The organism is Microbacterium sp. SLBN-111, assembly GCF_049739645.1.
Taxonomy (GTDB): Bacteria; Actinomycetota; Actinomycetes; order Actinomycetales; family Microbacteriaceae; genus Microbacterium.
The window spans coordinates 825,025-849,815 of the sequence record NZ_JBMGQH010000001.1 but is presented as its reverse complement, the minus strand read 5'-3'; the positions used below and the strand labels follow the sequence as shown (position 1 = coordinate 849,815).

General features: G+C 70.5%; 27 protein-coding genes. 16 read left to right on the top strand and 11 right to left on the bottom strand.

Annotated elements, in window-relative coordinates; genetic code table 11:
• Positions 1 to 5: 5 nt before the first annotated feature.
• Together RKD05_RS04010 and RKD05_RS04005 are read right to left on the bottom strand one after the other, a co-directional pair.
• Complete coding sequence (locus RKD05_RS04010) at positions 6 to 662, bottom strand: hypothetical protein (protein ID WP_424708171.1); 657 nt, start codon at positions 660 to 662, stop codon at positions 6 to 8.
• Positions 663 to 874: 212 nt separating this feature from the next.
• Positions 875 to 1,498, bottom strand: coding sequence for a TetR/AcrR family transcriptional regulator (locus RKD05_RS04005; protein ID WP_424708169.1), 624 nt, complete (start codon positions 1,496 to 1,498; stop codon positions 875 to 877).
• Positions 1,499 to 1,598: 100 nt separating this feature from the next.
• Here RKD05_RS04005 and RKD05_RS04000 point away from each other — a divergent pair, with 100 nt between their 5' ends.
• Together RKD05_RS04000 and RKD05_RS03995 are read left to right on the top strand one after the other, a co-directional pair.
• Complete coding sequence (locus RKD05_RS04000; protein ID WP_424708168.1) at positions 1,599 to 4,433, top strand: aminotransferase class III-fold pyridoxal phosphate-dependent enzyme; 2,835 nt, start codon at positions 1,599 to 1,601, stop codon at positions 4,431 to 4,433.
• Positions 4,434 to 4,509: 76 nt separating this feature from the next.
• The gene (locus tag RKD05_RS03995) at positions 4,510 to 5,529 is read left to right on the top strand and encodes a zinc-dependent alcohol dehydrogenase family protein (RefSeq protein WP_424708166.1); all 1,020 of its coding nucleotides are present in this window, start codon (positions 4,510 to 4,512) and stop codon (positions 5,527 to 5,529) included.
• 6 nt (positions 5,530 to 5,535) lie between these two features.
• Here the strand turns inward: RKD05_RS03995 and RKD05_RS03990 are convergent, their stop codons facing one another.
• Positions 5,536 to 6,498, bottom strand: coding sequence for an alpha/beta fold hydrolase (locus RKD05_RS03990; RefSeq protein ID WP_424708165.1), 963 nt, complete (start codon positions 6,496 to 6,498; stop codon positions 5,536 to 5,538).
• A 78-nt stretch (positions 6,499 to 6,576) separates the two neighbouring features.
• Between RKD05_RS03990 and RKD05_RS03985 the strand changes: the two genes are divergently transcribed.
• Positions 6,577 to 6,822 carry a DUF3072 domain-containing protein gene (locus tag RKD05_RS03985; protein ID WP_424708164.1) on the top strand — a complete coding sequence of 82 codons (246 nt, stop codon included), beginning with the start codon at positions 6,577 to 6,579 and terminating at the stop codon, positions 6,820 to 6,822.
• 19 nt (positions 6,823 to 6,841) lie between these two features.
• Here the strand turns inward: RKD05_RS03985 and RKD05_RS03980 are convergent, their stop codons facing one another.
• Positions 6,842 to 7,321: a MarR family winged helix-turn-helix transcriptional regulator gene (locus tag RKD05_RS03980; RefSeq protein ID WP_022879207.1), complete on the bottom strand. Its 480-nt coding sequence runs from the start codon at positions 7,319 to 7,321 to the stop codon at positions 6,842 to 6,844.
• A 147-nt stretch (positions 7,322 to 7,468) separates the two neighbouring features.
• On the opposite strand from RKD05_RS03980, the gene RKD05_RS03975 reads away from it, so the two are divergent.
• On the top strand, positions 7,469 to 8,014 hold the full coding sequence (locus RKD05_RS03975; protein WP_424708162.1) for a MarR family winged helix-turn-helix transcriptional regulator: 546 nt from the start codon (positions 7,469 to 7,471) through the stop codon (positions 8,012 to 8,014).
• An 89-nt stretch (positions 8,015 to 8,103) separates the two neighbouring features.
• A complete protein-coding gene (locus RKD05_RS03970; RefSeq protein WP_424708160.1) occupies positions 8,104 to 8,358 on the top strand; it encodes a hypothetical protein in 255 nt (84 codons plus the stop codon).
• Between the two features lies 1 nt (position 8,359).
• On the opposite strand, the gene RKD05_RS03965 is transcribed toward RKD05_RS03970, so the two are convergent.
• On the bottom strand, positions 8,360 to 8,677 hold the full coding sequence (locus tag RKD05_RS03965; protein ID WP_022879210.1) for a hypothetical protein: 318 nt from the start codon (positions 8,675 to 8,677) through the stop codon (positions 8,360 to 8,362).
• 108 nt (positions 8,678 to 8,785) lie between these two features.
• Between RKD05_RS03965 and RKD05_RS03960 the strand changes: the two genes are divergently transcribed.
• A complete protein-coding gene (locus RKD05_RS03960; RefSeq protein WP_022879211.1) occupies positions 8,786 to 9,103 on the top strand; it encodes a hypothetical protein in 318 nt (105 codons plus the stop codon).
• Between the two features lie 2 nt (positions 9,104 to 9,105).
• Here RKD05_RS03960 and RKD05_RS03955 read toward each other — a convergent pair whose 3' ends face one another.
• Positions 9,106 to 9,441, bottom strand: a complete 336-nt coding sequence (locus RKD05_RS03955; protein WP_022879212.1) for a hypothetical protein — start codon at positions 9,439 to 9,441, stop codon at positions 9,106 to 9,108.
• Positions 9,442 to 9,561: 120 nt separating this feature from the next.
• Here RKD05_RS03955 and RKD05_RS03950 point away from each other — a divergent pair, with 120 nt between their 5' ends.
• The 7 genes from RKD05_RS03950 to treZ all read left to right on the top strand — a co-directional run bounded on the left by RKD05_RS03950 (position 9,562) and on the right by treZ (position 18,264).
• Positions 9,562 to 9,696 (top strand): hypothetical protein, encoded by a 135-nt coding sequence (locus RKD05_RS03950; RefSeq protein ID WP_022879213.1) that lies wholly within the window; start codon positions 9,562 to 9,564, stop codon positions 9,694 to 9,696.
• 42 nt (positions 9,697 to 9,738) lie between these two features.
• Positions 9,739 to 10,416, top strand: coding sequence for a GTP pyrophosphokinase (locus RKD05_RS03945; RefSeq protein WP_022879214.1), 678 nt, complete (start codon positions 9,739 to 9,741; stop codon positions 10,414 to 10,416).
• Positions 10,417 to 10,438: 22 nt separating this feature from the next.
• Positions 10,439 to 11,284: a transposase gene (locus RKD05_RS03940; protein WP_424708158.1), complete on the top strand. Its 846-nt coding sequence runs from the start codon at positions 10,439 to 10,441 to the stop codon at positions 11,282 to 11,284.
• Positions 11,281 to 11,763 carry a glutaminase gene (locus RKD05_RS03935; RefSeq protein ID WP_424708157.1) on the top strand — a complete coding sequence of 161 codons (483 nt, stop codon included), beginning with the start codon at positions 11,281 to 11,283 and terminating at the stop codon, positions 11,761 to 11,763. Before RKD05_RS03940 ends, RKD05_RS03935 begins: the two co-directional genes overlap by 4 nt.
• An 81-nt stretch (positions 11,764 to 11,844) precedes the next feature.
• Positions 11,845 to 14,067: a glycogen debranching protein GlgX gene (glgX, locus tag RKD05_RS03930; protein ID WP_022879217.1), complete on the top strand. Its 2,223-nt coding sequence runs from the start codon at positions 11,845 to 11,847 to the stop codon at positions 14,065 to 14,067.
• Positions 14,068 to 14,074: 7 nt separating this feature from the next.
• Positions 14,075 to 16,477 carry a malto-oligosyltrehalose synthase gene (gene treY / locus RKD05_RS03925; protein WP_424708155.1) on the top strand — a complete coding sequence of 801 codons (2,403 nt, stop codon included), beginning with the start codon at positions 14,075 to 14,077 and terminating at the stop codon, positions 16,475 to 16,477.
• 35 nt (positions 16,478 to 16,512) lie between these two features.
• Positions 16,513 to 18,264: a malto-oligosyltrehalose trehalohydrolase gene (treZ, locus tag RKD05_RS03920; RefSeq protein WP_424708153.1), complete on the top strand. Its 1,752-nt coding sequence runs from the start codon at positions 16,513 to 16,515 to the stop codon at positions 18,262 to 18,264.
• 26 nt (positions 18,265 to 18,290) lie between these two features.
• On the opposite strand, the gene RKD05_RS03915 is transcribed toward treZ, so the two are convergent.
• The 3 genes from RKD05_RS03915 to RKD05_RS03905 form a co-directional block, all read right to left on the bottom strand.
• Positions 18,291 to 20,066: a hypothetical protein gene (locus RKD05_RS03915; RefSeq protein WP_424708152.1), complete on the bottom strand. Its 1,776-nt coding sequence runs from the start codon at positions 20,064 to 20,066 to the stop codon at positions 18,291 to 18,293.
• A 261-nt stretch (positions 20,067 to 20,327) separates the two neighbouring features.
• Positions 20,328 to 21,155, bottom strand: a complete 828-nt coding sequence (locus RKD05_RS03910; RefSeq protein WP_424708150.1) for a tryptophan-rich sensory protein — start codon at positions 21,153 to 21,155, stop codon at positions 20,328 to 20,330.
• Positions 21,156 to 21,222: 67 nt separating this feature from the next.
• Positions 21,223 to 21,951, bottom strand: coding sequence for a glutamine amidotransferase-related protein (locus RKD05_RS03905; RefSeq protein ID WP_424708149.1), 729 nt, complete (start codon positions 21,949 to 21,951; stop codon positions 21,223 to 21,225).
• A 64-nt stretch (positions 21,952 to 22,015) separates the two neighbouring features.
• On the opposite strand from RKD05_RS03905, the gene RKD05_RS03900 reads away from it, so the two are divergent.
• Positions 22,016 to 22,333, top strand: a complete 318-nt coding sequence (locus RKD05_RS03900; protein WP_424708147.1) for a hypothetical protein — start codon at positions 22,016 to 22,018, stop codon at positions 22,331 to 22,333.
• A gap of 32 nt (positions 22,334 to 22,365) precedes the next feature.
• Here RKD05_RS03900 and RKD05_RS03895 read toward each other — a convergent pair whose 3' ends face one another.
• A complete protein-coding gene (locus tag RKD05_RS03895) occupies positions 22,366 to 23,085 on the bottom strand; it encodes a LysR substrate-binding domain-containing protein (RefSeq protein ID WP_424708145.1) in 720 nt (239 codons plus the stop codon).
• A gap of 22 nt (positions 23,086 to 23,107) precedes the next feature.
• On the opposite strand from RKD05_RS03895, the gene RKD05_RS03890 reads away from it, so the two are divergent.
• The gene (locus tag RKD05_RS03890; protein ID WP_022877678.1) at positions 23,108 to 23,497 is read left to right on the top strand and encodes a DUF1304 domain-containing protein; all 390 of its coding nucleotides are present in this window, start codon (positions 23,108 to 23,110) and stop codon (positions 23,495 to 23,497) included.
• 156 nt (positions 23,498 to 23,653) lie between these two features.
• Here RKD05_RS03890 and RKD05_RS03885 read toward each other — a convergent pair whose 3' ends face one another.
• On the bottom strand, positions 23,654 to 24,061 hold the full coding sequence (locus RKD05_RS03885) for a UDP-3-O-(3-hydroxymyristoyl)glucosamine N-acyltransferase (RefSeq protein WP_022877677.1): 408 nt from the start codon (positions 24,059 to 24,061) through the stop codon (positions 23,654 to 23,656).
• A 246-nt stretch (positions 24,062 to 24,307) separates the two neighbouring features.
• On the opposite strand from RKD05_RS03885, the gene RKD05_RS03880 reads away from it, so the two are divergent.
• A complete protein-coding gene (locus tag RKD05_RS03880; RefSeq protein ID WP_424708144.1) occupies positions 24,308 to 24,763 on the top strand; it encodes a hypothetical protein in 456 nt (151 codons plus the stop codon).
• Positions 24,764 to 24,791: the final 28 nt, after the last annotated feature.

Below are 24,791 nucleotides of genomic sequence, written 5' to 3'. Positions count from 1 at the left end.
GGAGCTCAGGCGTCGGTGCTGAAGTCCCAGGTCAGCGGCTGCGAGACCTGGAGACCGGCGTACGTGTTGCCCGCGCTGGAGGGGAGCGTGACCGCGAAGGTGAACGGGATCGTCGCTCCGGCGGCGACCGAGGTCGCGTTGATCTTGTTGAGGATGTCGATCTTCGCGGAGAAGCCGGAGAGGCTTCCGGAGTAGATCGTGGTGCTGCCCTGCGTGATCACCAGGGTCAGCGTGGCGCACAGGTTCGTGGCGGAGCCGTTGGGGGAGCCGTTGTTCGACTGCGTGCAGCTGCCGGGGGTGAGGCTGAAGGCCTTGGCCGCGGCGGTTCCGGTGTTCTTGATCTTGATGTCGGTCGACACCGTCTGACCTGGCACCATCGTCACGCTGCCGCCGTACTTGTTGATCGTGGCGCACGTCGCGGCGTTCGTGGAGACCGAGCCCCCGTCGGTGCTGTTGCAGATCACGGTGTTGTCGGCGTTCGTCTCCTGCATGATGAGCGTTCCGGTGGCGGCGGTGTCCGCGGTGTTGCGGATCTGCGCGGTGAAGGCGGCGACGGTCGGCGAGAGACCGAGCGCGAGGATCAGTGAGGCGACGCTGCCGGCGAGCAGCACGGGCAGGGACAGCCGGCGTCGGCGCGACGGCGTGGGGTTCTGGGCGGACACGAGGACTCCTGTCGGTGCGGGCGATGCGGGTGCTGCCCGGTCTATCGCGGCACCGCGGGGGCTCGGCGGAGTGGCGTTCGGTCCGTGGGCGGGTGGGATGCGGGCCGCGCAGGAGCGCGCGCCGACGGGGGAGGGGCGTCGCCGCGCCGACGGGAACGGGCGCTTCACCCGTGGCATCCCCCGATCGAGCCCGGGTTCGCCCTCTGCCGGACTCAGCCGCGCGGGCGCGCGCCCGCGATGAGCAGCGCCAGTCCCAGCTCGAACGCCCGCGTCGCCACCGGGTCGACGGGATCGTGGTGCTCGAGCGTCGCGTAGGCCGCGGCGAAACGGGGCACCGTGTCTTCCTGCCCGGTGGGGTCGAACATCACGGTCGGTCCCGACATGTCGAGGACGCTCCCGAGGATGAACGACTCGAAGGCCGTGAGGAGGGGCAGGATGTCGTCGCTCGTCCACCCCACGCGTTCGGCCGCCCGCGCGAAGTCCTCGTACTGCGACATCAGCCGGGGCACCGAGGAGCGGTGCGACATCAGCAGCGGGATGGTCTTCGGATGCCGACGGAAGGCGTCGCGGTACGAGCGCGCCCAGAGGGCGAGGCCCTCCTCCCATTCCCGCTCGCGCAGCGCGGTCGAGTCGATGCGGGCGGACACGAGCGCGCGCACGTCCTCGATGAGCGCCGCGAGGTTCGGTACGTGGTTGTACAGCGACGTCGGGTGCACCTTGAGCCGATCGGCGACGCGGCGGATGCTCGCGCCGTCCGACCCGTCCCGGTCGATGAGCGCGAGCGCGGCGCGCGCGATCGCGTCGCGGGACAGTTTCGGGTGCGACGGTCGGGGCACGACGGTCCTTTCCTCGGAACACCGGAACACGTTTTAACCTACGCCGTATGTTTCCTGTTCGGTATGCTTCACAGCGATCCCGCGCCCCATGGAGCCCCGCATGACCGACACCCTGTTCGACTACTTCGCCCACGGTGAGCTGCCCACCCCGACGCTCCCGGCCGCCGAGGCCGTCGCGCTGCTGCGCGAGGTGCACGGCCTCGACGTCGAGCTGCACAGCCTCGGCAGCCAGCAGGACCAGAACTTCCTCGTCCGGCCGGCGGGCGGGGGTGAGCCGCTGGGTGTCCTCAAGATCAGTAACCCGGTCTTCAGCGAGACCGAGATCGACATGCAGGATGCCGCGGCGGCCGCCGTCGCGAAAGCCGAGCCCGGGCTGCGCATCCCCGAGATTGTCGTGGGTCCCCGCGGCCCGCTGACCGGGTGGTGGGAGACGAGCCAGGGCCGCCTGCACGCGCGGATCATCTCGTTCGTGCCCGGCGCGACTCTCACCGGCTCCGGCTACCTCGCCCCGCGCGTGGTCGAGCGTCTCGGCGAACTCGCCGCCGCCGTGAGCGTCGCGCTCGCGGGCGAGACCCACCCGGCCTCCGGACGCGTGCTGCAGTGGGACCTCCGGCACGCCGAGCGCGTGATCGCCGAGATCGCCGAGACCGAGCCCGACGCCGAGGTGCGGGAGTACTGCGCCGCGACGACGGCCGCGGCGCTCGCCGCCCTTGCTCCCGTCGCCGACGGCCTGCCGCGCCAGCTCGGTCACTTCGACGTCACCGACGACAATGTCCTGCGCCCGCACGGCGTCGGGACGCTCCCCGACGCCGTGATCGACTTCGGCGACGTCATCGACTCGTGGGCCGTGGGCGAGATCGCGGTGACGGTGTCGTCGGTGCTCCATCACGACGGCGCGACCTACGCGTCGACGCTGCCGGCGATCGCGGCGTTCGACCGCCGTCGCCCGCTCTCCGACGACGAGATCACGGCGCTGTGGCCGCTCGTCGTGCTGCGCGGGGTCGTCCTGGTGCTCAGCGGCCGCCAGCAGGTGCGGCTCGACGACGCGAACGACTACGCGAGCGGCGCGCTCGACCGCGAGTTCGAGATCCTCCGCCGGGCCGCCGCGGTGCCGCTCGAGGTCGCGACCGCGCGCATCCGCCACGTGCTCGGCCGCCCCTCCGCCGACGCCGCCGTATGGGCGGGCCCGGCGATCCTCCCCGCCGGCATCCATCCCGTCGTGCTGGATGCCACGACCCTGTCGCCCCTGTCCGACGAGGGGGCGTGGCTCGACGCGGACGCCCTCGAGTCCGCGGCGCAGCGCCTGCTCGACGACGGCGCCGACGCGGTCGTCCTCCCCGCCCTCGCCCCGGTTCTCCTCGGCGCCCCCGCCCGCACGCCCGAGGAGCCGGCAACCGTGCCGACGGCCGCGTCGGTGTGGTTCGCCCGGCCGACGCGCCTCGAGCTCCCGGGCGGTGCCCTCTCGGTGCGGGTGGGGGATGGCATCCTGAACTCCTCCACGGAGGTTCCCGCGCGAACCCGCGTCCGCGTGCTGCTCACGACCCTCGATCCCGCCGACATCCCGGATGCCGTGCGCCCGAGCGACCTGCCCGGCTGGCGCGCCGTGATCGGCGACGCGACCCCTGCGCTCGGCGTCGCCGCGCCGACGGCCGCCCCCGACGACCTGCTCGAACGGCGCGAGGCCGTCGTCGCCGAGGTGCAAGAGCACTACTACTCCCGGCCGCCCCGCATCGAGCGCGGCTGGCGCGAGTACCTCGTCGGCGTCGACGGGCGCGTGTACCTCGACATGGTCAACAACGTCGCGTCGGTCGGACACGCGCACCCGCGCATCCACGCCGCGGTGTCGCGTCAGTCGCGGCTGCTGAACACCAACTCGCGCTTCCACTACGCCGCGATCACCGAGTACGGTGAGCGACTCGCGGCGCTGCTGCCCGACGAACTCGACACGGTGTTCTTCGTGAACTCGGGCTCCGAGGCGGTGGACCTCGCGATCCGCCTCGCGATGGCCGCGACGTCCCGCCAGCACATCGTCGCGATGGCCGAGGCGTACCACGGCTGGACCTACGCGAGCGACGCCGTGTCGACCTCGATCGCCGACAACCCCAACGCGCTCGAGACCCGTCCCGACTGGGTGCACACGGTCGACGCCGCGAACTCGTACCGCGGTCGTCACCGCGGATCGGATGCCACGCGCTACGCCCCCGAAGCCGTCGAGCGCATCCGCGCGCTGGCCGCCGACGGCCACGCGCCCGCGGGCTTCCTCAGTGAGACGTTCTACGGCAACGCCGGCGGCGTCGCCCTCCCCGACGGCTACCTGCGCGAGGTCTACGCCGCGGTGCGCGAGCTCGGGGGCCTCGCGATCGCCGACGAGGTGCAGGTCGGGTTCGGCCGCCTCGGGTCGTGGTTCTGGGGCTTCCGCCAGCAGGGCGTGGTGCCCGACATCGTCGCGGTCGCCAAGTCGATCGGGGCCGGCTTCCCGCTCGGCGCGGTCATCACGCGCCGCGAGATCGCCGACCGGTATCGCACCCAGGGCTACTTCTTCTCCTCCACGGGCGGCTCGCCGCTGTCCTCCGTCGTCGGCATGACCGTGCTCGACATCATCGAGGACGAGGGGCTGCAGGAGAACGCCCGCGTCGTCGGCGGACACCTCAAGGCCCGTCTCGAGGAGTTGGGGGAGCGGCATCCGCTCGTCGGCACCGTGCACGGATCGGGGCTGTACCTGGGCCTCGAGTTCGTGCGCGATCGCGAGACCCTCGAGCCCGCGACCGAGGAGACCGCCGCGATCTGCGACCGCCTGCTCGAACTCGGCGTCGTGATGCAGCCCACCGGCGACCACCAGAACGTGCTCAAGATCAAGCCGCCGCTGTGCGTCTCGCGCGAGTCCGTCGACTACTTCGCCGACATGCTCGACCGGGTGCTGTCGACCGGGTTCTGATCGCGCAAGCCCCGCACGACGCGAAGCTCGGGGGAGTACACCGGAACCAGTCACTTTCCACCCGAGAGGAACCGCCATGCGTGGAGTCATCATGCACGCCGCCGGAGACGTCCGCGTCGAAGACCGCGACGACCCGACCATCCAGGAACCGACGGATGCCATCATCCGTCTCGCCGCGTCCTGCATCTGCGGGTCCGACCTGTGGCCGTACCGCGGGGCGGACACGGTGGATGCCACCCCCATGGGCCACGAGTACGTCGGGGTCGTCACCGAGATCGGCGACGCCGTGAAGAACGTGAAGGTGGGCGACTTCGTCGTCGGCTCCTTCATGGCCTCGGACAACACGTGCGAGATCTGCCAGGCGGGCTACCAGTCGCGCTGCGTCCACGTCGTCCCGATGGGACGCGTCGGTACGCAGGCCGAGTTCGCCCGCATCCCGCTCGCCGACGGCACGCTCGTCGCGACCCCCGGCCAGCCGGACCCCGACCTCATCCCGTCGCTCCTCGCCGCGAGCGACGTCCTCGGCACCGGTTGGTTCGCCGCGGTGGCCGCCGAAGTAGGCCCCGGGAAGACGGTCGCGGTGGTCGGCGACGGAGCCGTCGGACTGCTCGGCATCCTGGCCGCGAAGCAGCTCGGCGCGGAGCGCATCATCGCGATGTCGCGGCACGCCGACCGGCAGGAGCTCGCGCGCCGCTTCGGGGCCACCGACATCGTCGAGGAGCGTGGCGACGAGGGCATCGCGAAAGTCAAAGAACTGACGCACGGACTCGGCGCGCACTCGGTCATCGAGGCCGTCGGCACTCAGCAGTCGATGGAGCAGGCCGTGCGCTCGACCCGCCCCGGCGGGCACATCGGTTTCGTCGGCGTCTCGCACGACGTCACGCTCGAGGGGCAGGAGCTGTTCCGCTCCGCCGTGCACCTCCACGGGGGTCCCGCGCCCGTTCGGCGGTTCCTGCCCGAGCTGATCCAGCTCATCTGGGACCGCAAGATCGACCCGGGTGCCGTGTTCGATCTCACCCTCCCGCTCGAGGAGGCCGCAGAGGGCTACCGCGCCATGGACGAGCGCCGCGCGACGAAGGTCCTGCTCACGGTCTAACCCGCCTCAGCGCCGCGACACGTACGCGCGCCACAGCAGGCGCGCGTGTCGCACCTTGGCGCGTTCGACGCCGTCCTGGTCGCGGCGTAGCGCGCTGACCCATTCGGCGACGCGGCTCGCCGTGGCATCCAGGATCATCCGGAGGTCCTTGTGCCGCGCGGGCGGGACGCGCGCCTCCTCGGACGTCAGCCGTCCGCGGGCCGCGAGGTCGTCGTCGAGGTGCTGCCGCACCAGGCGGGCGACGCCGACGGCGTGGCCGTTGATGATCGAGTGCGCCGCGCCCTCGATCTCCCAGCGCCGCGCATCGCGGGTCCGCGCGACGAGACGCGAGTGCAGGCGCCGCGGGGAGGGGCGGTCGAACTCGCCGCGGATGAGGAGCAGTCGCGCGTCCACGAGACGGATCCGGTCCGAGATGCGGTATCGCAGCATGTGGGGCAGCGCCTCGGCGAAGTACAGGAATCCGCACAGCAGGTAGGCCGAGACCGCCATCACCGCGATGTGCAGGGACTCCCGCGCGGTGGACTGCACGAAGCGCACGCCCTGCACGATCGCCGACGCCTCGCTCTCGTCCACGACGGGGCTCACGAGCACCGCGTGCGACAGATCGTGCCGGCGCGTGAGCACCTCGGTCACGACCTGCGTCCCCATCGAGTGTCCGAGCAGCACGGGATTCTCGAGCCCGTAGTGCGCGATCACGCCCTCGACCTGATCGGCGAAGAACGCCGCCGTCGGTTCGCCACCGGATGCCGGCATCCCGGCGAATCCGGGGAGGTCGAGCGCGTACACGTCACCGTGCTCGGCGAGCAGCGGCGCGATGAACTCGAAATAGCTCGCGGCGACGCCGATCCCCGCGACGAGGACGAACGCGCGACCGGCGGCTCCGGTCGACACGATCGTGACCCGCGTCTGCGCGGTCCCGCGCCGGAACGTCTGCACGTCGACGTCGGCGGGGCGGGTGTCGTCGGGCATCCGTCCAGGATGCCGCACTCCGCGGCGGAGGCTGTCAATCCCGGGGCCCGTTGTGTCGCGCCGACCTAGCGTGTCGCCATGACCGATGCTCCCCGTGACCATGAAGAAGAGACCCTCGGCGCCGTGCACGAGGGACAGGACCCCGTAGAGAAAGATCCCTCGGACTGGGTCACCGGCGACGAGCCGATGACCGCGCCGCAGCGCAGCTACCTCGACACCCTGGCCCGCGAGGCTGGGGAGGAGATCACCGCCGACCTGACGAAGGCCGAGGCCTCGGAGCAGATCGACCGCCTGCAGCAGGAGACCGGACGCTCGAACGGCTGACCCGTGCCCGCCCCGTCGCTCAGGCGGGGCGGGATTCGTCGGCCAGGGGGCGCAGCCGCTCCATGTGCTGCTTCTCGGCGCGGGCCACTTCGTCGAGGAAGTCGGCGACGACCCGACGCTGAGAGGCATCCAGGCGGGAGGCGGCCTCGGCCACCGACGAGCGGCGCACCGCGAGGAGATTACGGGCGGGCGAATCCTCGTCGATCGTGGCGCGCACCACGATCGAACGCCGGTCCCCGGGGAACGGCACGCGCTCGACCCAGCCGGCGTCGGCGAGACGGTCGATGAGGGCCGTGGTCGCGGCCGAGGAGATGCCGAGCATCTCCGCCAGGAGTCGGGGGGTCACCGGCTCGTCGCCGGCCTCGCGGTCGAGGAGGAACCGCAACACCTTCGCGTCGTTGGGGCCGATCCCGAGGGAGTGCAGCGCTTCGCGCTCGGAGACGGCACCGGATTCGGACAGGTCGCTGACGGCCTTCACCACTTCTTCTTCCGTGGTCATGTGTTCGTCACCCCCTGGACGGGTTGTCTCGTCGTTCTGGTATCTCGCGTTCTGATCAAGTAGCGAACCGATATATTCACCATCGTACCTGTCAGCCACGCGAAGCGGCAGGGCCCTTCGCATGCCCCGCTGACGTAGGATGCGGAGGTGGAGAACGGCTCGCAGACGTCGCGCTATTGGTACGGCGCGAGCGAAGACGACCGCCGCCGAAAGGCGGTGGAAGTCCTTCAGGCGTTCCGCGTCTACCGCGCGGCGGAGGTCGCGATGCGGCGCCGCACGCGTGAATCCATGTCGATGGGCGAGAACGAACTGCTCGTGCTCCGCTACCTCCTTCGGGCCTCCGGCCAGGGACGCCAGGTCTCGCCGAGCGAGCTGACGCGTTATCTCGGGGTGTCCACCGCCTCGACGACCGCGATCATCGATCGCCTCGAGAAGTCGGGCCACGTCACCCGCGTCCCGCACCCGAGCGACCGACGCAGCATCTACATCGTCGCGACGGCCGCGAGCGACGCCGAGGTGCGCGCCACGCTCGGGTCGATGCACTCGCGCATGATGGCGGCCGTGATCGACATGACGCCGGAAGAGTGCGAGACGGTCATCGCGTGTCTCGGCCGACTTCAGGATGCCGTCGACCAGGTCGACCCGCATCACGAGGTCGCGGAGTCGCCGATGGAGGCCGACGTCACCCTCTGATCAGAATGCGCATCCTGCGTAAGAAACTAGGAAGCCTAGTTGAATTCTGAGTATTAGGAATCCCCTCGGGTCCGTGAAACCATGAGGGCATGGACGAAAATGCGATCGAGGCACGCCTCAGCGTGACCGCCGTCGACACCGTCCAGACGGTGGACGGGGTGCCCGTGGCATCCCTCCATTCAGTCGTTTCGCGACTTCGCCTGGACTACCCGGGAGAGGACCCGGCGCACATCGAGACGGTGGTCCTGCGGGAGTGGGAGGCCTTCTCCGCGGGGCGTCCGCTCGTCGTCCCGACGGCCGTCGAAGAGGGCGCGCGCGAGATCCTCGACCAGCGGACGGCCTGACTCAGGCCTTGCTCTCTCCGGTCCCCGGTTCCGGGACCAGGAGCAGACCGCCGGAGGAGTTCGCCGAGTTCGCGAGGTCTTCGATCCACGCGCGGCTGAGCAGCGCTGGCTCCGGGTCGTCGAACACGAACCGCAACGGGATCGACGGGTGCAGCCACACGGTGCTCCGCCCCACCTCCTGGCCCGGGCCGTGCGTCCACGAGAGCGTGAAACTCTCGCCTCGGCGCAGCTTGGTCGCGATGACGACCTTGACGTGCGCGAGTGCACGATCCTCGATTTCGATCGGAGTCGCTACGTCGCCGTAGAAAAGCGTTCCCACGTCGTTAGTTAACCCCGCACAAACGTCCAGCATCGGGGGGTTGATTCTGCACCCGGTGCCGTGGCATTCGCGCGTCGGCCATCGTTTCGCTCGGATAGGCTCGCATTCATGGGCCGATTCATCTACGACACCGTCGCGAACGCCGTCGACATCGATGACCGCACGCTGGCGCATCTCCGCATCGTGGTGATGAACAAGCTCCGACGCTCCGAGTCGTTCATGTTCGACGTCGAGGTCGGCGACGGCAGCGGTCGACGCAGCTTCTGGATGCACCCGTCCGTGCCGATCCAGTTCCACTTCTACGGCAGCCGCCAGCCGCGCATCAACCGCGTGTGGGTCGAAGACCTCATGCTCGCGGCATCCGGTCCCAACGGCCTCGCGATCACGCCGGAGCCGTCCGAGGACACCCTCGTCGAAGAGGGCTGACCTCAGCTCTTCGACGTGCCCTTCGCGGCGCTCTCGGGGGCGATGTCCTCGGGGACGAGCATGATCCCGCCCGAGGAGTTGGCCGAGTCGGCCAGACGCTCGATCCACTCACGGCTGAGCTTGGTGGGCTCGGCGTCCTCGAAGACGAACCGGAGCGGGATCGCCGGGTGCAGCCACAGCGTGCTCCGGCCCCGCGGCTGGTCCTCGGGGTGCTGCCATGACAGTGTGAAGCTCTCGCCGCGGCGCAGCTTGGTGGAGATGACGACCTTGAGGTGCGCCAATGCGCGGTCTTCGATGTGGACTGCCGTCCCGCCGCCGCCGTAGAAGATCGTGCCCATGGCATCCACGATACCGGCGGGATTCCGGGGATCTATGTGGCCGCCGCCGGGGTGTCAAGGCCACCCATTGCGCGAGGCGGCTCTGTCAGTGTGGGTGGCGACCACGGAAGGACCCCCGTGATGGATTCCCGCTTCCCCCTCATGCCCGAACCCGGTGGCGCCGACGACCTCCCCGACGTGTTCGATCAGTTGACCGGGATCGACGTCGTCGACGGCGAGCTGATCCCGCGCTCGTCGCCGCCCGCCGCAGAGTGATCTCCCAGGCCCCTCGAAGTCGGCGCCGCTAGCGTCGGGAACATGTCCGACCCGCTGGACGACCAGCAGATCACCGTATCCGGGGCCTCGCTGCGCGCCATGCGCGACGAGTTCCAACGCTTCCTCATGGAGTACCGGTTCGGTCTCGCCGAGGTCGAGACGAAGATCTCGATCCTGCGCGAAGAGTTCCAGGAGATGCACGACTACAACCCCATCGAGCACGTCTCGAGCCGGGTCAAGTCGCCGGACAGCCTCGTCGACAAGGTCCGCCGCAAGGGGATCGAGGCCGACTTCGACTCCATCCGCGCCGCGATCACCGACATCGCCGGCATCCGGATCACCTGCAGCTTCGTCGACGACGCATACCGCCTGTCGAACCTGCTGACGCAGCAGGACGACATCACGGTGCGCGACGTGAAGGACTACATCGCCCGTCCCAAGGCGAACGGCTACAAGAGCCTGCACGTGATCGTCGATGTGCCGGTGTTCCTCTCGACCGGCCGCGTCGACGTGCCGGTCGAGGTGCAGTTCCGCACGATCGCGATGGACTTCTGGGCGAGCCTCGAGCACAAGATCTATTACAAGTACGACCGCCTCGTCCCCGACGAGCTGCTGGCCGAGTTGAAGGATGCCGCCGACACGGCCGCGGAGCTCGACGCACGCATGGAGCGACTGCACCGGCAGATCCGCGGACCCCGCCCCGGGGTGGTCTCGCTCTGACCCGACGGGTCACAATGGGGGGATGAGCGACGCGGCGGCCCTCCTCGATGCGGCCGCCGCCGACCTGCTCGCCCTCCCGCCCGCGCAGTTCACCGCGGCCCGCAACGCGCGCGCCGAGGAGGTCGGCGGAACCGTCGGACGGCGCATCGCGAAGCTCCGAAAGCCGACGCTCGCGGCGTGGGCGGTGAACCTCCTCGCTCGCGACGGGCAGCTCGGCGAAGCCGTCGAGCTGTCGCAAGCGTTGCGCGAGGCGCAGGACGACGCGGATGCCGCGGAGATGACGCGTCTGGGGCGCCAGCGCCGTCAGCTGGTGGCCGCCCTCGCGCGGCGCGCGGCCGACCTCGCGGCCGAGGCCGGTGCGCCCCTCAGCGCGACGATGCGGGACGCGGTCGAGAAGACCGTCAACGCGGCGATCATCGACCCGCACGCGGCGGCGATGATCCTCACCGGGAGGTTGGTGGCATCCGTCGATCTCGCCGACGACACGGATCCGAGCGCGGCGGTGGCCGGTTCCGTGCCGGAGGGTGCCCCCGTCGTCGAGGCTCCCGCGCGGGACGACCTCGCGCAGCGCCGGGCGCGCAAGGCGGCGGAGCGCGCGGTGCGCGAGGCGGAGCGGGCGCGCTCGGACGCCGACCGCGCGCTGACGGGCGCGAAGACGCGGGAGGCGACCGCTCGCGAACGGGCCGACCGGGTCCGCGAACGGCTGGAGTCGCTCCGCGCCGAGATCGCCCGGGTGGAGAAGGATGCCGAGGCGGCCGACGCGGCCGTCGACGCGGCGCAGGAGGCGACGACGGCGGCGCGGGAGACGGCGACCGCCCGGGGGCGGGACCTCGACCACGCCCGCTCCGCGCTGGAGGGACTGTCGTGAGCGCTGTCGACGACCTCCTCGCCACGGCGCGGGGCCGGCTCGCCGACGCCCCGCGCGAGCGGATCGGCGAACTGCAGGAGGGGCGGCGGTTGCTCGGCATCCCGCGCGCTCCCCGCATCGTCGACCGCGGGCGCGCGTGGCACCTCGGTGTGCTGCTCCTTACCGACGACGCCGTCCTCGCGACCGGCGACATCGTGCGCTCCCGGGCGGAGGTGCGCCGGGGGTTCGCGGCCGAGTCGCAGCGGCGTCGCGCCGAGCTCGCGGCCGCCGCCCACCGCGGGGGCGTGCCCGAGGGGCAGACGGTGCACATCGGGTGGCATCCGCTCGATCTCGAAGCCCTCGACGACCGGTCGGCGCCGCTCGCGCTGCGCGCCGGCGAGCCCGTGGTGCGGTGGAGCGCGCAGGGCGGGTACATGCCGCTCGCGCGATATCTCGACGAGCGCATCGACCTGCTCGTGCATCCGCCGGAGCGCGCATAGGAACCCGCGCGCATAGTCGGGGGTCGGTCGGGTGTCAACAGCGGTGACACCGACGCTTCGTGGAAACGACGCTGGTCTATCGTGAGCGACGTGCAGCAGGTATGGCCAGGATCCAGTTATCCCCTCGGGGCCACGTACGACGGCAACGGGACGAACTTCGCTCTCTTCAGTGAGGCGGCGGAGCGCGTCGAGTTGTGCCTGTTCGACGAGGACGGGACCGAGACGTGCTTCGAGCTCGTCGACGTCGACGCCTTCGTCTGGCACGCGTACCTCCCCAACATCCAGCCCGGGCAGCGGTACGGCTACCGCGTGCACGGTCCCTACGACCCGGCGAACGGCCAGCGGTTCAACCCGAGCAAGCTCCTGCTCGACCCGTACGCCAAGGCCGTCGAGGGACAGATCGATTGGGGCCAGCCCGTCTTCAGCTACGAGTTCGGCGACCCCGACTCGTTCAACGACGAAGACTCCGCCGCGCACATGATGAAGGGCGTGGTCATCAACCCGTTCTTCGACTGGAGCGGCGACCGCCGCCCCAAGACCCCCTACGCCGAGAGCTTCATCTACGAAGCGCACGTCAAGGGCCTCACGCAGCTGCACCCCGACGTGCCCGAGGAGTTGCGCGGCACCTACGCCGGCATCGCGCACCCCGCGGTCATCGACCACCTGCGCAAGCTCGGCATCACCGCGATCGAGCTGATGCCCGTGCACCAGTTCGTCAACGACTCCACGCTCGAGGAGAAGGGGCTGTCGAACTACTGGGGCTACAACACCATCGCGTTCCTCGCGCCCCAGAACACCTACTCCTCCACGGGTGACCACGGTCAGCAGGTGCAGGAGTTCAAGGCCATGGTGAAGGCCCTGCACGCGGCGGGCATCGAGGTCATCCTCGACGTGGTCTACAACCACACCGCCGAGGGCAACCACATGGGCCCCACGCTCTCCATGCGCGGCATCGACAACGAGGCGTACTACCGCCTCGAAGACGACGACAAGCGCTACTACACCGACTACACCGGCACCGGCAACAGCCTCAACGTCGGCAACCCCCACACGCTGCAGCTGATCATGGACTCGCTGCGCTACTGGGTGCTCGACATGCACGTCGACGGGTTCCGCTTCGACCTGGCATCCACCCTCGCCCGCGAGTTCTACGAGGTCGACCGTCTGGCGGCCTTCTTCGAACTCGTGCAGCAGGATCCGGTGGTCTCGCAGGTCAAGCTCATCGCCGAGCCGTGGGACGTCGGCCCCGGCGGGTACCAGGTCGGCAACTTCCCGCCCCAGTGGACGGAGTGGAACGGCAAGTACCGCGACACCGTCCGCGACTTCTGGCGCGGCGAGCCGCAGGCGCTCGGCGAGTTCGCGTCGCGCCTCACCGGCTCGGCCGACCTGTACGAGCACTCGGGGCGTCGGCCCGTGGCATCCATCAACTTCGTCACCGCGCACGACGGGTTCACGCTCCGCGACCTGGTCTCGTACAACGAGAAGCACAACGAGGCCAACGGCGAGGACAACAACGACGGCGAATCGCACAACCGCTCCAGCAACATGGGCGTGGAGGGGCCGACCGACGACCCCGAGGTGCGCACGCGCCGCGCGCAGCAGCAGCGCAACTTCATCGCGACGCTGCTGCTCAGCCAGGGCGTGCCGATGCTGCTGCACGGCGACGAGCTGGGCCGCACCCAGGGCGGCAACAACAACGGCTACGCGCAGGACAACGAGATCACGTGGGTGGACTGGTCCAGCGTCGACCATCCGCTCATCGAGTTCACCGCGGCCCTCGCGCGCCTCCGCAAGGAGCACCCCACCTTCCGCCGCAGCCGGTTCTTCGACGGCCGTCCGGTGAAGATGGAGGAGGGGGACAACATCCCCGACGTGGTGTGGCTGCGGCCCGACGGCACGCTCATGCAGCCCGAGGACTGGGACTCCGGCTTCGGCCGCGCGGTCGGCGTGTTCCTCAACGGCCAGGGCATCCGCGAGCGCGACCGCCGCGGCGAGGCCATCAGCGACGACCACTTCCTCGTGCTCTTCAACGCCGGCGACGAGCCGGTCGACTTCCACGTGCCCGACATCCAGTACTCGCCCGAGTGGGACGTGTACGTCGACACCGCGGGCGAGCGCGCCAACACCGAGCCGATCGCGCCCGGCGAGGCGCTCAAGCTCGAGCCGAAGTCGCTCATCGTGCTGCGCGAGCACCACCTGCCCGAGCCCGAGATCGACCACACGGTCGCTGCCTCGCTCACGGCGCAGATCGCCATCACCGCCACCGACGACCTGCCCGGGCAGGCACCCAAACCGGAGCTCTGATCGAAGAATGCGGCATCCGCTTTCGACCTACCGCCTGCAGATCCGCGAATCCTTCCCCCTCGGCACCGCCGCCGAGGTCACGGGCTATCTCCGTGACCTCGGGGTGTCGTGGGCGTACCTGTCGCCGCTGCTCGAGGCGACGCCCGGGTCCGACCACGGCTACGACGTCGTCGACGTCACGCGCGTCGACCCCGCGCGCGGCGGCGCCGAGGGGCTGGCGCGGTTCGCCGAAGCCGCCCGCGCCGAGGGGCTCGGCATCCTGATCGACATCGTCCCGAACCACATGGGCGTCTCCGAACCCCGGACGAACGCCTGGTGGTGGGACGTACTCCGCCAGGGACGCGCCTCCGCCCACGCGGACGCGTTCGACATCGACTGGGAGTTCGGCGGCGGCAAGGTGCGCGTGCCCGTGCTTGGCGCCGACCTCGCCGACGTGATCGACGAGATCTCGTACGACCCGACGCCCGCGGCCGACGCCCCCGACGGCCTGATCCGGTACTACGACCACGTCTTCCCGGTGGCCCCGGGAACGGGGACGCCGGACGTCCGCGCTCTCCTCGACGCGCAGAACTTCGAGCTGCGGTTCTGGCAGGACGAAGCGGCCGACCTCAACTACCGCCGCTTCTTCGCCGTCACGACGCTCGCGGGTGTGCGGGTCGAGCGTCCCGAGGTGTTCGACGCGACGCACGCCGAGATCCTGCGCTGGGTGCGCGAGGGCCTCGCCGACGGCCTGCGCGTCGACCACCCGGACGGTCTCGTCGACCCCGGCGGCTACCTCGACCGGCTCGCGACGGCGCTGCGCGAAGCGGGCGGCGAGGACGCCGGGTACGTGCTGGTCGAGAAGATCCTCGAGCACGGCGAGGCGCTGCCGTCGTGGTGGAAGACCGCGGGCACCACCGGGTACGACGCGCTCGCCGAGGTCGACCGCGTGCTCACCGACCCCGCGGGCGAGGCGGCGCTCGATGCGCTCGACGCGCGGTTGCGCGTCGACAGCGGCCTCCCGGCGCTGACCGGCTGGCACGACCTCATCCACGACACCAAGCGTCGCATCGCCGACACGATCCAGGTGTCCGAGATCCGGCGCATCGTGCGCGGGCTCCCCGCCGCGCTGCGCGAGGAGTTCGGCGCCGAGGCGCTGCAGGACGCGCTCGCCGAGATCCTCGCGTGCTTCCCCGTCTACCGCTCGTACCTCCCGGCCGGACGGTCGCACCTGGATGCCGCCGTCGGCGAGGCCGAGGAGCGTCGGCCCGAGCTCGGCGACGTGCTCGAGGCACTCGTGCCGGCGCTGACCGACACCGATCTCGAGATCGCGTGGCGCTTCCAGCAGACGACCGGTCCGGTGATGGCGAAGGGCGTCGAGGACACCGCGTTCTACCGCTACACCCGCCTCGGATCGTTGACCGAGGTCGGCGGCGACCCGGCGGAGTTCTCGCTCGACGTCGACGGTTTCCACGCCGCGCAGGCGGCGCGGCAGGCGTCGTGGCCCACCGCCATGACGACCCTGTCGACCCACGACACCAAGCGCGGCGAGGACACCCGCGCCCGCATCGCCGTACTTGCGGAGATCCCGGCGCGGTGGGCCGAGGTGCTCGAGGAGTTCCGGGGCATCGCCTCGACCGGGCACGGCCCGTTCGACGCGCTGCTGTGGCAGGCGATCGTCGGGGCCTGGCCGGGCTCGGCATCCACGCGCTCCGGTCTCGCGGAGTACCGCGAGCGGCTGCACGCGTACGCCGAGAAGGCCGCACGCGAGGCGTCCGAGGTCACCGGCTGGTGGGAGCAGGACGAGGCGTTCGAGGAGCGCATGCACGCCGTCGTCGACGCGGCGACGGGCCCCGCGGCATCCCGTGTCCAGGCCTTCGTGGACGAGATCGCCGCCGACGGCTGGTCGAACGGACTCGCCGCGAAGCTGCTGCAGATCACCGGACCCGGCGTGCCCGACGTCTACCAGGGCTCGGAGCTGTGGGAGCAGTCGCTCGTCGACCCCGACAACCGTCGGCCGGTGGACTTCGCGGAACGGGCGCGCCTGCTGGCGGCGCTGGACGCCGAGGACGCGACGCTTCCCCCGGTGGATGCCACCGGCGCGGCGAAGCTGCTCGTGACCTCGCGCGCACTGCGCGTGCGGCGCGACTGCCCCGAGCGGTACGCGCTGTACCGCCCGCTCGAGGCCGCGGGCGCGGCATCCGGGCACGTCGTCGCGTTCGATCGCGGCGGTGTCTCCGCCGTCGCGACCCGCCTCCCGCACGGCCTGCGGGCGGCCGGAGGCTGGCGCGACACCGTGCTGCTGCGCCCCGACGTCGCCGCGGTCGATGTGCTGACGGGGCGCCGGTTCCCCGGCGGCCCGGTGCCGCTCGCGGAGCTGCTGAGCGACCTCCCGGTCGCTCTCCTGGTCGACGAACCGGCCTGCTCCTGATCGATACATCCCGCCCGGGCGGAAGAGAGGATGCCATGAGCGTCGAACTGTGGGCACCCAAGGCCGACCGCGTGCGGCTGCGGCGGCTGGACGAGAGCGGCGAGAGCGTCGTCGAAGACGTCGAGCTCGCGCCGACGGAAGGCGGTTGGTGGAGTGCGGACGTGCGCCTCGCGGACGGTGAGCGCTACGGCTTCGTCCTCGGCGACGGCGACGACCTGCGCCCCGACCCGCGGTCGCGGCGGCAGCCGGGCGGGGTGCACGAGGCATCCGCGTGGTTCGATCCCTCGACGTTCTCGTGGACGGATGCCACCTGGACCGGGCGCCAGCTCGCGGGCGGCCTCATCTACGAGCTGCACCTCGGCACCTTCACGCCCGAGGGGACCCTGGATGCCGCGATCGACCGGCTCGACCACCTCGTCGATCTCGGCGTGACCCACGTCGAGCTGCTCCCGGTCAACGGCTTCAACGGCGTCTGGAACTGGGGCTACGACGGCGTCCTCTGGTACACCGTGCACGAGGCGTACGGCGGCCCGGCCGCGTACCAGCGCTTCGTCGACGCCGCGCACGCCGCGGGGCTCGCGGTCGTGCAGGACGTGGTCTACAACCATCTCGGACCGTCCGGGAACTACCTGCCCGAGTTCGGCCCGTACCTCCGCGAGGGCAGCCGCAACACGTGGGGCGACTCGATCAACCTCGACGAGGACGCCGTGCGCTCCTACATCGTCGAGAATGCGCTGATGTGGATGCGCGACTACCACGTCGACGGACTCCGCCTGGATGCCGTGCACGCGCTGCTCGACCATCGTCCGGTGCACGTGCTGCAGGAGATCGCCGAACGCACCGACGCGCTGTCGGCACATCGTGGCATCCCGCTCACCACGATCGCCGAGTCGGACATGAACGACCCGAAGCTGATCCTGCCGCGCGAGGCCGGCGGGTACGGGCTCACCGCGCAGTGGTCGGACGACTGGCACCACACGGCCCACGTCGCCCTGACCGGCGAGACGATCGGGTACTACGAGGACTTCGCTGCGCTCGAGGCGTTCGAGAAGGTGTCGGAGGGCGGGTTCTTCCACGACGGCACGTACTCGTCGTTCCGGGGTCGCGCGCACGGCCACGTCGTCCCCGCGGAGGTGCCGAACTGGCGTCTCGTGACGTTCGCGCAGGACCACGACCAGATCGGCAACCGCGCCGCCGGCGACCGCCTGTCGCAGAGCCTGCCGTTCGACCGCCTCGCCGCGGCCGCCGTGCTGACCCTCACCGCCCCTGGCACCCCGATGCTGTTCATGGGCGAGGAGTGGGGCGCCACGACCCCGTGGCAGTTCTTCACGTCGCACCCCGAGCCCGAGCTCGGCGAGGCCACCGCCAAGGGCCGCGTCGCCGAGTTCGAGAAGATGGGCTGGGACGAGTCGGTGGTCCCCGACCCGCAGGACCCCGAAACGTTCCGCCGGTCGAAGCTCGACTGGGCCGAGCCCGCGGCCGACGGCCACGCCGAACTCCTCGCGCTGTACCGCGAGCTGGCGAAGCTGCGGCGCGCGCGTCCCGAGTTGACCAACCCCTCCCGCCACGGCCTGTCGGCGCGCACGACCGAGGCCGTCGGCGGCCGCGTGTACGAGCTGCGCCGCGACGACCTCGTCGTGCTCGTGAACCTCTCGGATGCCGCGGCCTCCGTGCCCGTGGCATCCGGTTCCGGGGTTCTCCTGGCAACGGTCGACGGCGTGACGCTCGACTCCGGTGTGCTCGAGGTGCCCGCGGGGGGCGCCGCGATCGCGGGCCCGGCGCTCTGACCGGGAACGCCCCGGCGTCGGCGCCGCTAACTCGACGGGGGCGAGGAGGCGGACCGGGTCCACGCACCGCCGGTCAGCGTGTGACGGAACCACCCCGAGATCCGGGCAGCTTCCTGGGGGTCGTCCAGATCGTAGATGGGCGCTTCGTACGTGAGGATGTCTTTGCCATCGAGCACGGGCGTACGTCCATCCAGGGTGCCGATCTTCGTAGGCACCGGCCCTTCCGATGACGCGAGTGAGCCTCCGGTGATCGGGTTTCCAATGAGAACAGGATTCGCCCCCGCGAGATCCAGAGCGATCACCGTCGGGAGTATCGATGCGCGCCCCGCGCAGCAGTGCGCAGCGGGCGTGCCCGTGCAATCGATCAGAAGGACTGCGTCATCCGCCCCGTCGCCCGTGAGATCCTTCGCCCCGATCAGACGGGTGTCGAGGATGCCGGTCCCGGAACCTGAGCTGTCGAAGGTCTCTCCCTTCCCCCCGGAGAGCTGCACGGGTTTCGATGGGCCCCACCCGACGCAGGCTCCGGCGGGGACGAGCAGGGTGCCCACAGACTGGTCGGATATCGAGGGCACCGCGGTAGAGGCGGCGTCGATGGTGATGGAGAGTGCCCTCGCATTGCGGGGCAGATTCGTCTCAGCCAGGTAGTCGAACGTCGAGATCACCGCGGGAATGAAGGCGAGCGCGAGCGATACCCGTCCGACGAGTTTCCCGGCGAGCTTGCCCGCAGCGTTCTCCTGCATACCTCGCTGTCGCAGAACTTCACCGAGCAGACGCGCGACCTTTTCATCGGCATTGTTCACGCACGTCAGTACGGCGCCGGAGACCTTGCCGACATCGTCTGCTGAGGCGAAGGAAGACCAGCAGTTCGCCATCGCGAGCGCTGCGGCCAGCTGTCCCTCCGCCTGGCCGACTCCCCACGCGACGAGTTGCTGGGCGATCGTCGACGAGACGAATTGTGCGACGGACGGTGCGGGTAGCTCCATGAGGTACTGAGCGGAGTACCCCCGCAGTGCGCTGGCGGGGATACCGAAGCTGACCTCTTTGCCTGCGGCGACGTAGCGGCCGTGGTTGAGCAACTCCGCCATGGACGTCGCGACCGTCTTGTCGAGGTTCCCCACGGTGTCGATCATCGATCCGAGAGAGTTCTCGGAGCTGGAGTTGTACTCCCACGCAGGAGTGACGGCGAGACTCACGGGGAACCCGTATCCGCGGTTTGCACGTGCCTTCACGACGAGAAGGCCGGGGTTGGCCTTGTCGTATCCGGCGCAGAATCGTACCGGGTCGTCCACCGCGGTCCCGACGGGGAGATCGATCACCCAGTTCGGCGTCGGGAAATCGCACTCGGGTAGCTCCACCCGTGTTGTGAAGATGTTTCCGAGCGACCAATGCAGGGCCTCAGCAGCCGTGGTCGCCGTGTCCGTTGCCCACTGGCTGACGGCTTGGCCAGCGCTCTTGGCAGCGTCGACGACCTTGCCGATGGCATCCTTCGATCCGGCGATGAAGTCGTTCCACCACGACAGGTGGTGCACCACGGCGGTGACGGTCCGTCGGTCCGGCGACAACGTCGACGTCACCGCGCGCCAGGTGCCGTATTCAGCGTCCCAGTACGCGAAGGTCGCAACGGCGTCCTCCGGCAGAGGCGCCGCGTAGGTGCGTGTGAGGGTGACACCGCTGTCGGGAAGCGGGCCGTCGAACTCGATACTCATCGCGGTACCTACGACGAAATCCGTCATCATGCCCGCATCGGTGATGCCCTGGGTGGCTTCCGGATCGAGAACCGCGGGCTCGATCGTCGGCTGCACCGGGCCCTCTACCGACGCGCGGATCGCCGTGGGCCGACCTGTGGCGGTGTCCGGAGTGCACGCGACGAGGATTCCCGCGAGGAGAACGACGGTGGCGAAAGCCCCGAAACCGCGAAGTGGAACAGCGCGCCGACGGGTCTTCCTCAACCTTGTTGTGTCGACCATCACACGCGCCCTCGATCTCGCTTCGCGTCGACCCGGGATCGGGTGCGCCCCCACGGTGCAGGATACCGGCGAAGCGAAGATGCGTGTTGCGCGCCGTCAGTCGACCGAGGGTCGGATCAGGCGCAGGCCCGACACCACCGCCGGGGGCAGCAGCACGATCAGCGCGACGATGACCGCCGTGATCGCAATGGGCGTGCTCAGCGGCGTGCCCGTCAGGCGCTCCACGGCGAGCCACGACAGTCCCCACGCGAGCGCGAGGGCGGGAGCGACGCGCCACCCGCTGCGCCAGGCGATCGCGAGGCCGATGATCGCGACCACGACGAGCACGACGACGCCGATCGCGCTCGCCGCGTCCTCCCACGACGGCGGTGCCACGGTGGTCAGCCAGGCCGAGATGTTGGCGACGGTGGCGAGCGTCACCCACCCCAGGTGCAGGCCCGTGACCCCGTCGATCAGCACCGAGTCGACGACGCCGCCGCGCGGGTCGCGCGTGACGACCGCGGTCCGGAACGCCCAGCCCAGCGCCGCGAGCAGCAGCACGATCACCACGACGGTGAGGAACAGCGTGCCGAAACGCGCGGCGACCAGCCACAGTCCGTTCAGCACCATGGTCACCGCGATCGGCCAGCCCATCGCACGCTGACGCTCTGAGGCGCGCTGGCGGGGGAGGGCCTGACAGATCGCGTACGCGATGAGGCCGAGGTAGATGACGGACCAGATCGAGAAGGCCGGGCCCGCGGGCGCGAGGTACGACCCGCTGGTGTCGAGCGCGCCGCCCTGCTGATCCTGGACGGCGGTGTTGCCGAACGCACCGGCACCGATCACGGCCGCGATGAGCATGAACGACACCGCGGACAGGACGACGATCTGTCGAACGAGGTCCGAGCCGCGGGCGTTCGAGGAGGTGTGACGCGTCGAGTACATACCGAAACACTAGAAAAGCGAGACAGTTTGCGCACGCGGTTGACACAGCGCGCGTGATCGAGCCGCGTCAGGCGGCCAGCGCTCGCGCGGCGAACGTCCGGAGCAGCAGCGTCGGCTGCTCGACGGACACGGTCCGCACGAGTGCGGCGACGTCGTCGAAGGCATCCGCGTCGAAATACCCCGCGGCGCGGTACACGGCCATGCGTGCCACGAACGCCTCCGCCGTGGGCTCGGGATGGAACTGCGTCGCCCACAGCGAGACGCCCGCGCGATACGCCTGAACCGGACACGCGTCGTTGCGCGCGAGGAGGGTCGCGCCCGGTGGAACCTCCGCCGTGCCCTCCTTGTGCGCCGTGAGCGCCTCGAAACGGGGGTTCAGGATGCCGAACAGCTCGTCGTCCGCGCCCTCCGCGGTGAGCGCGATGTCGGTGGGGCCGGTGCCCTCGGGATGATCGAGCGTCACGACGCCCCCGAGCAGACGCGTCACGACCCCGATCCCGAAGCACGTGAACATCACGTTCGTGCGGCCGTCGAGAGCCGTGGATGCCAGGGACTCCAGGTCGCGCTCGAGCCGCAGCTGCACGTCGGTCTTGTCCGGATCGGTGACGTTGAAGGGGCTTCCGCCCACGACGACTCCGGTGTAGCGCTCGAGATCGGCGGGGAGGGGTTCGCGGACCAGGTCGTGGTGCACGAGCTCGTCGCTCGCCACCCCGAGACCGTCACGGAACGACGCCCACTCGGCGACCGCCGCCTCGCGCTGCGGGCGCGCGCAGACGTACAGCAGTCGACCGGTCATCCGAGGATTCTATTCGCCCCGGGCTCGCCGCCCCGAGGCCGTGACCTGCCGCGACAATGGGGGTATGACCACCGCGACCCTGCTCGTGACCGACGTCGAGAACCTCGGCGAGGTCGTCGCCCTCCTGCGCGAGGCCGCCGCCGAGCTCGACTGCGGCCTCACGGTCCGCACCCTCGCCGGAGACGACGTGGACGAAGCCGAGACGGCGGCGGCGGCGCGCCGCGACCGGGAGCGCAAGCGCCTCCCGATCCCGGTGAAGGTCGACCTCCACGCCCTTTCGGACGGACCCGTGGATGCCGAAGCGGTCCTGCGCGGCGCGCGAGTGCGGGGGCTGCGCGGCGGCGCGACGGTCGACGAGGTGCGGCGCACGACGAAGCGCTGAGCGGTAGCGGCCTCCGCCGGTGGGCGGCGTCGTCAGCGAGACGACCGCGCGGTGCGGCCGCGGACGATGCCGACGAACGTCTCGACGTCCTCGGTCGTCGCATCACGCCGCCACGCGAGGGCCACGGTCGACACCGGGCCGTCGGCCAGCACCCGGTACTCCACGTCGCGGCGCTGGTGCGCCCGCGCGAGCGACATCGGGACGATCACGACACCGACGCCCGCCGCCACGGTCGCGATCGCCTCGGCGGTGTCGACCGGGGGCGCGAACGCCGGGGGAATGGCATCCGGGATCTGCGCTCCCAGGACATCGTCGGCGGGGACGATCACGACCTCGCCGGCGATGTCGGCCGCCGTGATCTCCTCGTCGGCCGCGGTCAGCGGCGACTCCGTCGACATGACGACCACGGGGAGCTCGTCGTACAGGGGGATGACGTGCAGGTCGTCTGCGCCGTCGATCGGGAGGCGCACGAGCGCCGCGTCGACGTCGTCGAGGGCCGCGCGTTGGGTGGACGCCGCGATCTCACGCAATTCCAGCGACACGTGCGGCATCCGCTCGCGCCACACGCCGATCCACTTCCCGGGGGTCGCGCCCGGGACCGCGCCGAGGGTGAACGTCCGCGGCTCTTCGCGAGGTGCGGGAGCCGGTTTCCGCGGCCGGCGCGCCGGGGCGGCCTTGCGCGCCGGCGCTGCAGCGCGCGGACGGCCCGTGCCACCGCGCGAACCCCGTGGTCCGCTCCCGCTCTTCGCCATCCCCCCAGGCTAACGTGGGGGAATGGTCGGCATCCTGGCTCTCGTCTTCGCGGGGCTCGCGGCCCTGCTCCACGTCTACATCTTCGTGCTGGAGAGCGTGCGCTGGTCGCACCCCAGCGTGTGGCGCATCTTCGGACTCACCTCGCAGGAGGCCGCCGACACCACCAAGCCCATGGCGTACAACCAGGGCTTCTACAACCTCTTCCTCGCGATCGGCGCGGCGGTCGGTGTGGTTCTCTGGGCCGTCAACGGTGTCGGCGATGTCGCCGGCCGGACGCTGCTGCTGTTCTCGCTCGGATCCATGCTCGCGGCGGCCCTCGTGCTCATCACCTCGGGGCGGAAGTACCTCCGGCCGGCCACGATCCAGGGGACGCTCCCGCTGATCGGTTTCGTGCTGACGCTGCTCGCCTGATTCTTCGACGTCGAGGGAATTCGCGGCGGGAATCTCGACGTCGAGGAAATCGCGAGCCCGGAATTCGTTCGACGTCGAGACGAATCCGCCCCGGAAAAGGCGAAACCCGCACGTTCCGGAGAACGTGCGGGTGATGGATGCCGTGAAGCGTGTGCCTCAGGCCGCCAGACGAAGACCCCGTCGATCGGTGGCGACGGCTTCGCCGTCGTTGATGATCTCGTCGTCCCCGATGAGCGAGCCGACCGCCACGCGGGCGTTCGACCCGACCTGCGTGCGGACGCCGATGTGCGCGCCGGCGCCGATCACCGCGCCCGAGCAGATGTGCGCGTGCGGTTCGATGTGCGCCTCCGGCCCGATCACGGCATCCGACTCGATCCAGGCGCCGCGGCCCACACGGACACCGGCCGCGATCTGCACTCCGGGTTCGACGTACGCGCCGTTCTCCACCAGTGCCGACGGGTGGACCTTCGCGCCGTGCGCGACGAGTCCACGACCGTTGACGTGCTTGCGGTAACGCAGCGTCTCGCCGTGGTCGTTCTCGATGTCGATGTAGTTCTTTCCCACGATCCCCTCCGATCGGCTCTCGGGTGAGCCGACTTGTGTGACAACCGATGCGGGCTCGATCTCATTCCCGTGCATGGTTGTTCGGCGCGGACGCCCGGTCGGATTCCCGCCGGACCACGGTATTTTCCGCTGCGCCGGTTTGTCTCAGACCGTTGTCGCACGCTCGAGCGCACAGTGACGGCGGGTTGACAGCGGGGCGGAGAACACTCACTGTCCGCCGCGCCCGTCAGCCGATACGGTGACCCCATGCCGTGGCGGACGTACTGGCCTGCACTCGCTCTCTCCGTGCCTGTGGGGAGCGCCGTCGGTGCGCTGTGCGGTGCTCTCCTCTTCGCCGCGGGTTCCGGCTGGGGATCGGCTCTCGCGCTGATCTCGACGGGAGTGATCGGCGGCGCCGTGAACGCGTCCTTCGCGGCCGCCGGTGGACTCGTCGCGGTGGCGATGGTGACACGGCGAGGCGGTACGCGCGTGATCGGCGCGGCCGTGGGGGGAGCAGCCGCGGGCGCGTCCGCCTTCTGGGTGGTCGCCGTCGTGTACTTCGCGATGCTCGGCGGTGCGTCCGCGATCCTCGTCGTCATCCCCGCCGTTGTCCTGGCGGGGGTCGCCGCCGCGGTGGCGTCGGCCGCGTGCGCCGTGTTGACGTCGGGGGCGGAATTCCTCGACCAGCGGTTCGGCCGACGGTCGCTCACGCCCGGCGCCTGACCGCTCCGAGCACAGCCCTCGTCAGCGC

Bases quoted from the DNA above. Each gene is read 5' to 3' on its own strand.
- RKD05_RS03880 (WP_424708144.1), top strand. From the start codon at position 24,308: ATGCCGTGGCGGACGTACTGGCCTGCACTCGCTCTCTCCGTGCCTGTG.
- RKD05_RS03985 (WP_424708164.1), top strand. From the start codon at position 6,577: ATGACCGATGCTCCCCGTGACCATGAAGAAGAGACCCTCGGCGCCGTG.
- RKD05_RS03940 (WP_424708158.1), top strand. From the start codon at position 10,439: ATGAGCGACGCGGCGGCCCTCCTCGATGCGGCCGCCGCCGACCTGCTC.
- RKD05_RS03890 (WP_022877678.1), top strand. From the start codon at position 23,108: ATGGTCGGCATCCTGGCTCTCGTCTTCGCGGGGCTCGCGGCCCTGCTC.
- treY (WP_424708155.1), top strand. From the start codon at position 14,075: ATGCGGCATCCGCTTTCGACCTACCGCCTGCAGATCCGCGAATCCTTC.
- RKD05_RS03980 (WP_022879207.1), bottom strand. From the start codon at position 7,321: ATGACCACGGAAGAAGAAGTGGTGAAGGCCGTCAGCGACCTGTCCGAA.
- RKD05_RS03905 (WP_424708149.1), bottom strand. From the start codon at position 21,951: ATGACCGGTCGACTGCTGTACGTCTGCGCGCGCCCGCAGCGCGAGGCG.
- RKD05_RS03910 (WP_424708150.1), bottom strand. From the start codon at position 21,155: ATGTACTCGACGCGTCACACCTCCTCGAACGCCCGCGGCTCGGACCTC.
- RKD05_RS03950 (WP_022879213.1), top strand. From the start codon at position 9,562: ATGGATTCCCGCTTCCCCCTCATGCCCGAACCCGGTGGCGCCGACGAC.
- RKD05_RS03970 (WP_424708160.1), top strand. From the start codon at position 8,104: ATGGACGAAAATGCGATCGAGGCACGCCTCAGCGTGACCGCCGTCGAC.
- RKD05_RS03900 (WP_424708147.1), top strand. From the start codon at position 22,016: ATGACCACCGCGACCCTGCTCGTGACCGACGTCGAGAACCTCGGCGAG.
- RKD05_RS03995 (WP_424708166.1), top strand. From the start codon at position 4,510: ATGCGTGGAGTCATCATGCACGCCGCCGGAGACGTCCGCGTCGAAGAC.
- RKD05_RS03990 (WP_424708165.1), bottom strand. From the start codon at position 6,498: ATGCCCGACGACACCCGCCCCGCCGACGTCGACGTGCAGACGTTCCGG.
- RKD05_RS04000 (WP_424708168.1), top strand. From the start codon at position 1,599: ATGACCGACACCCTGTTCGACTACTTCGCCCACGGTGAGCTGCCCACC.
- treZ (WP_424708153.1), top strand. From the start codon at position 16,513: ATGAGCGTCGAACTGTGGGCACCCAAGGCCGACCGCGTGCGGCTGCGG.
- RKD05_RS03945 (WP_022879214.1), top strand. From the start codon at position 9,739: ATGTCCGACCCGCTGGACGACCAGCAGATCACCGTATCCGGGGCCTCG.
- RKD05_RS03955 (WP_022879212.1), bottom strand. From the start codon at position 9,441: ATGGGCACGATCTTCTACGGCGGCGGCGGGACGGCAGTCCACATCGAA.
- RKD05_RS03960 (WP_022879211.1), top strand. From the start codon at position 8,786: ATGGGCCGATTCATCTACGACACCGTCGCGAACGCCGTCGACATCGAT.
- RKD05_RS03895 (WP_424708145.1), bottom strand. From the start codon at position 23,085: ATGGCGAAGAGCGGGAGCGGACCACGGGGTTCGCGCGGTGGCACGGGC.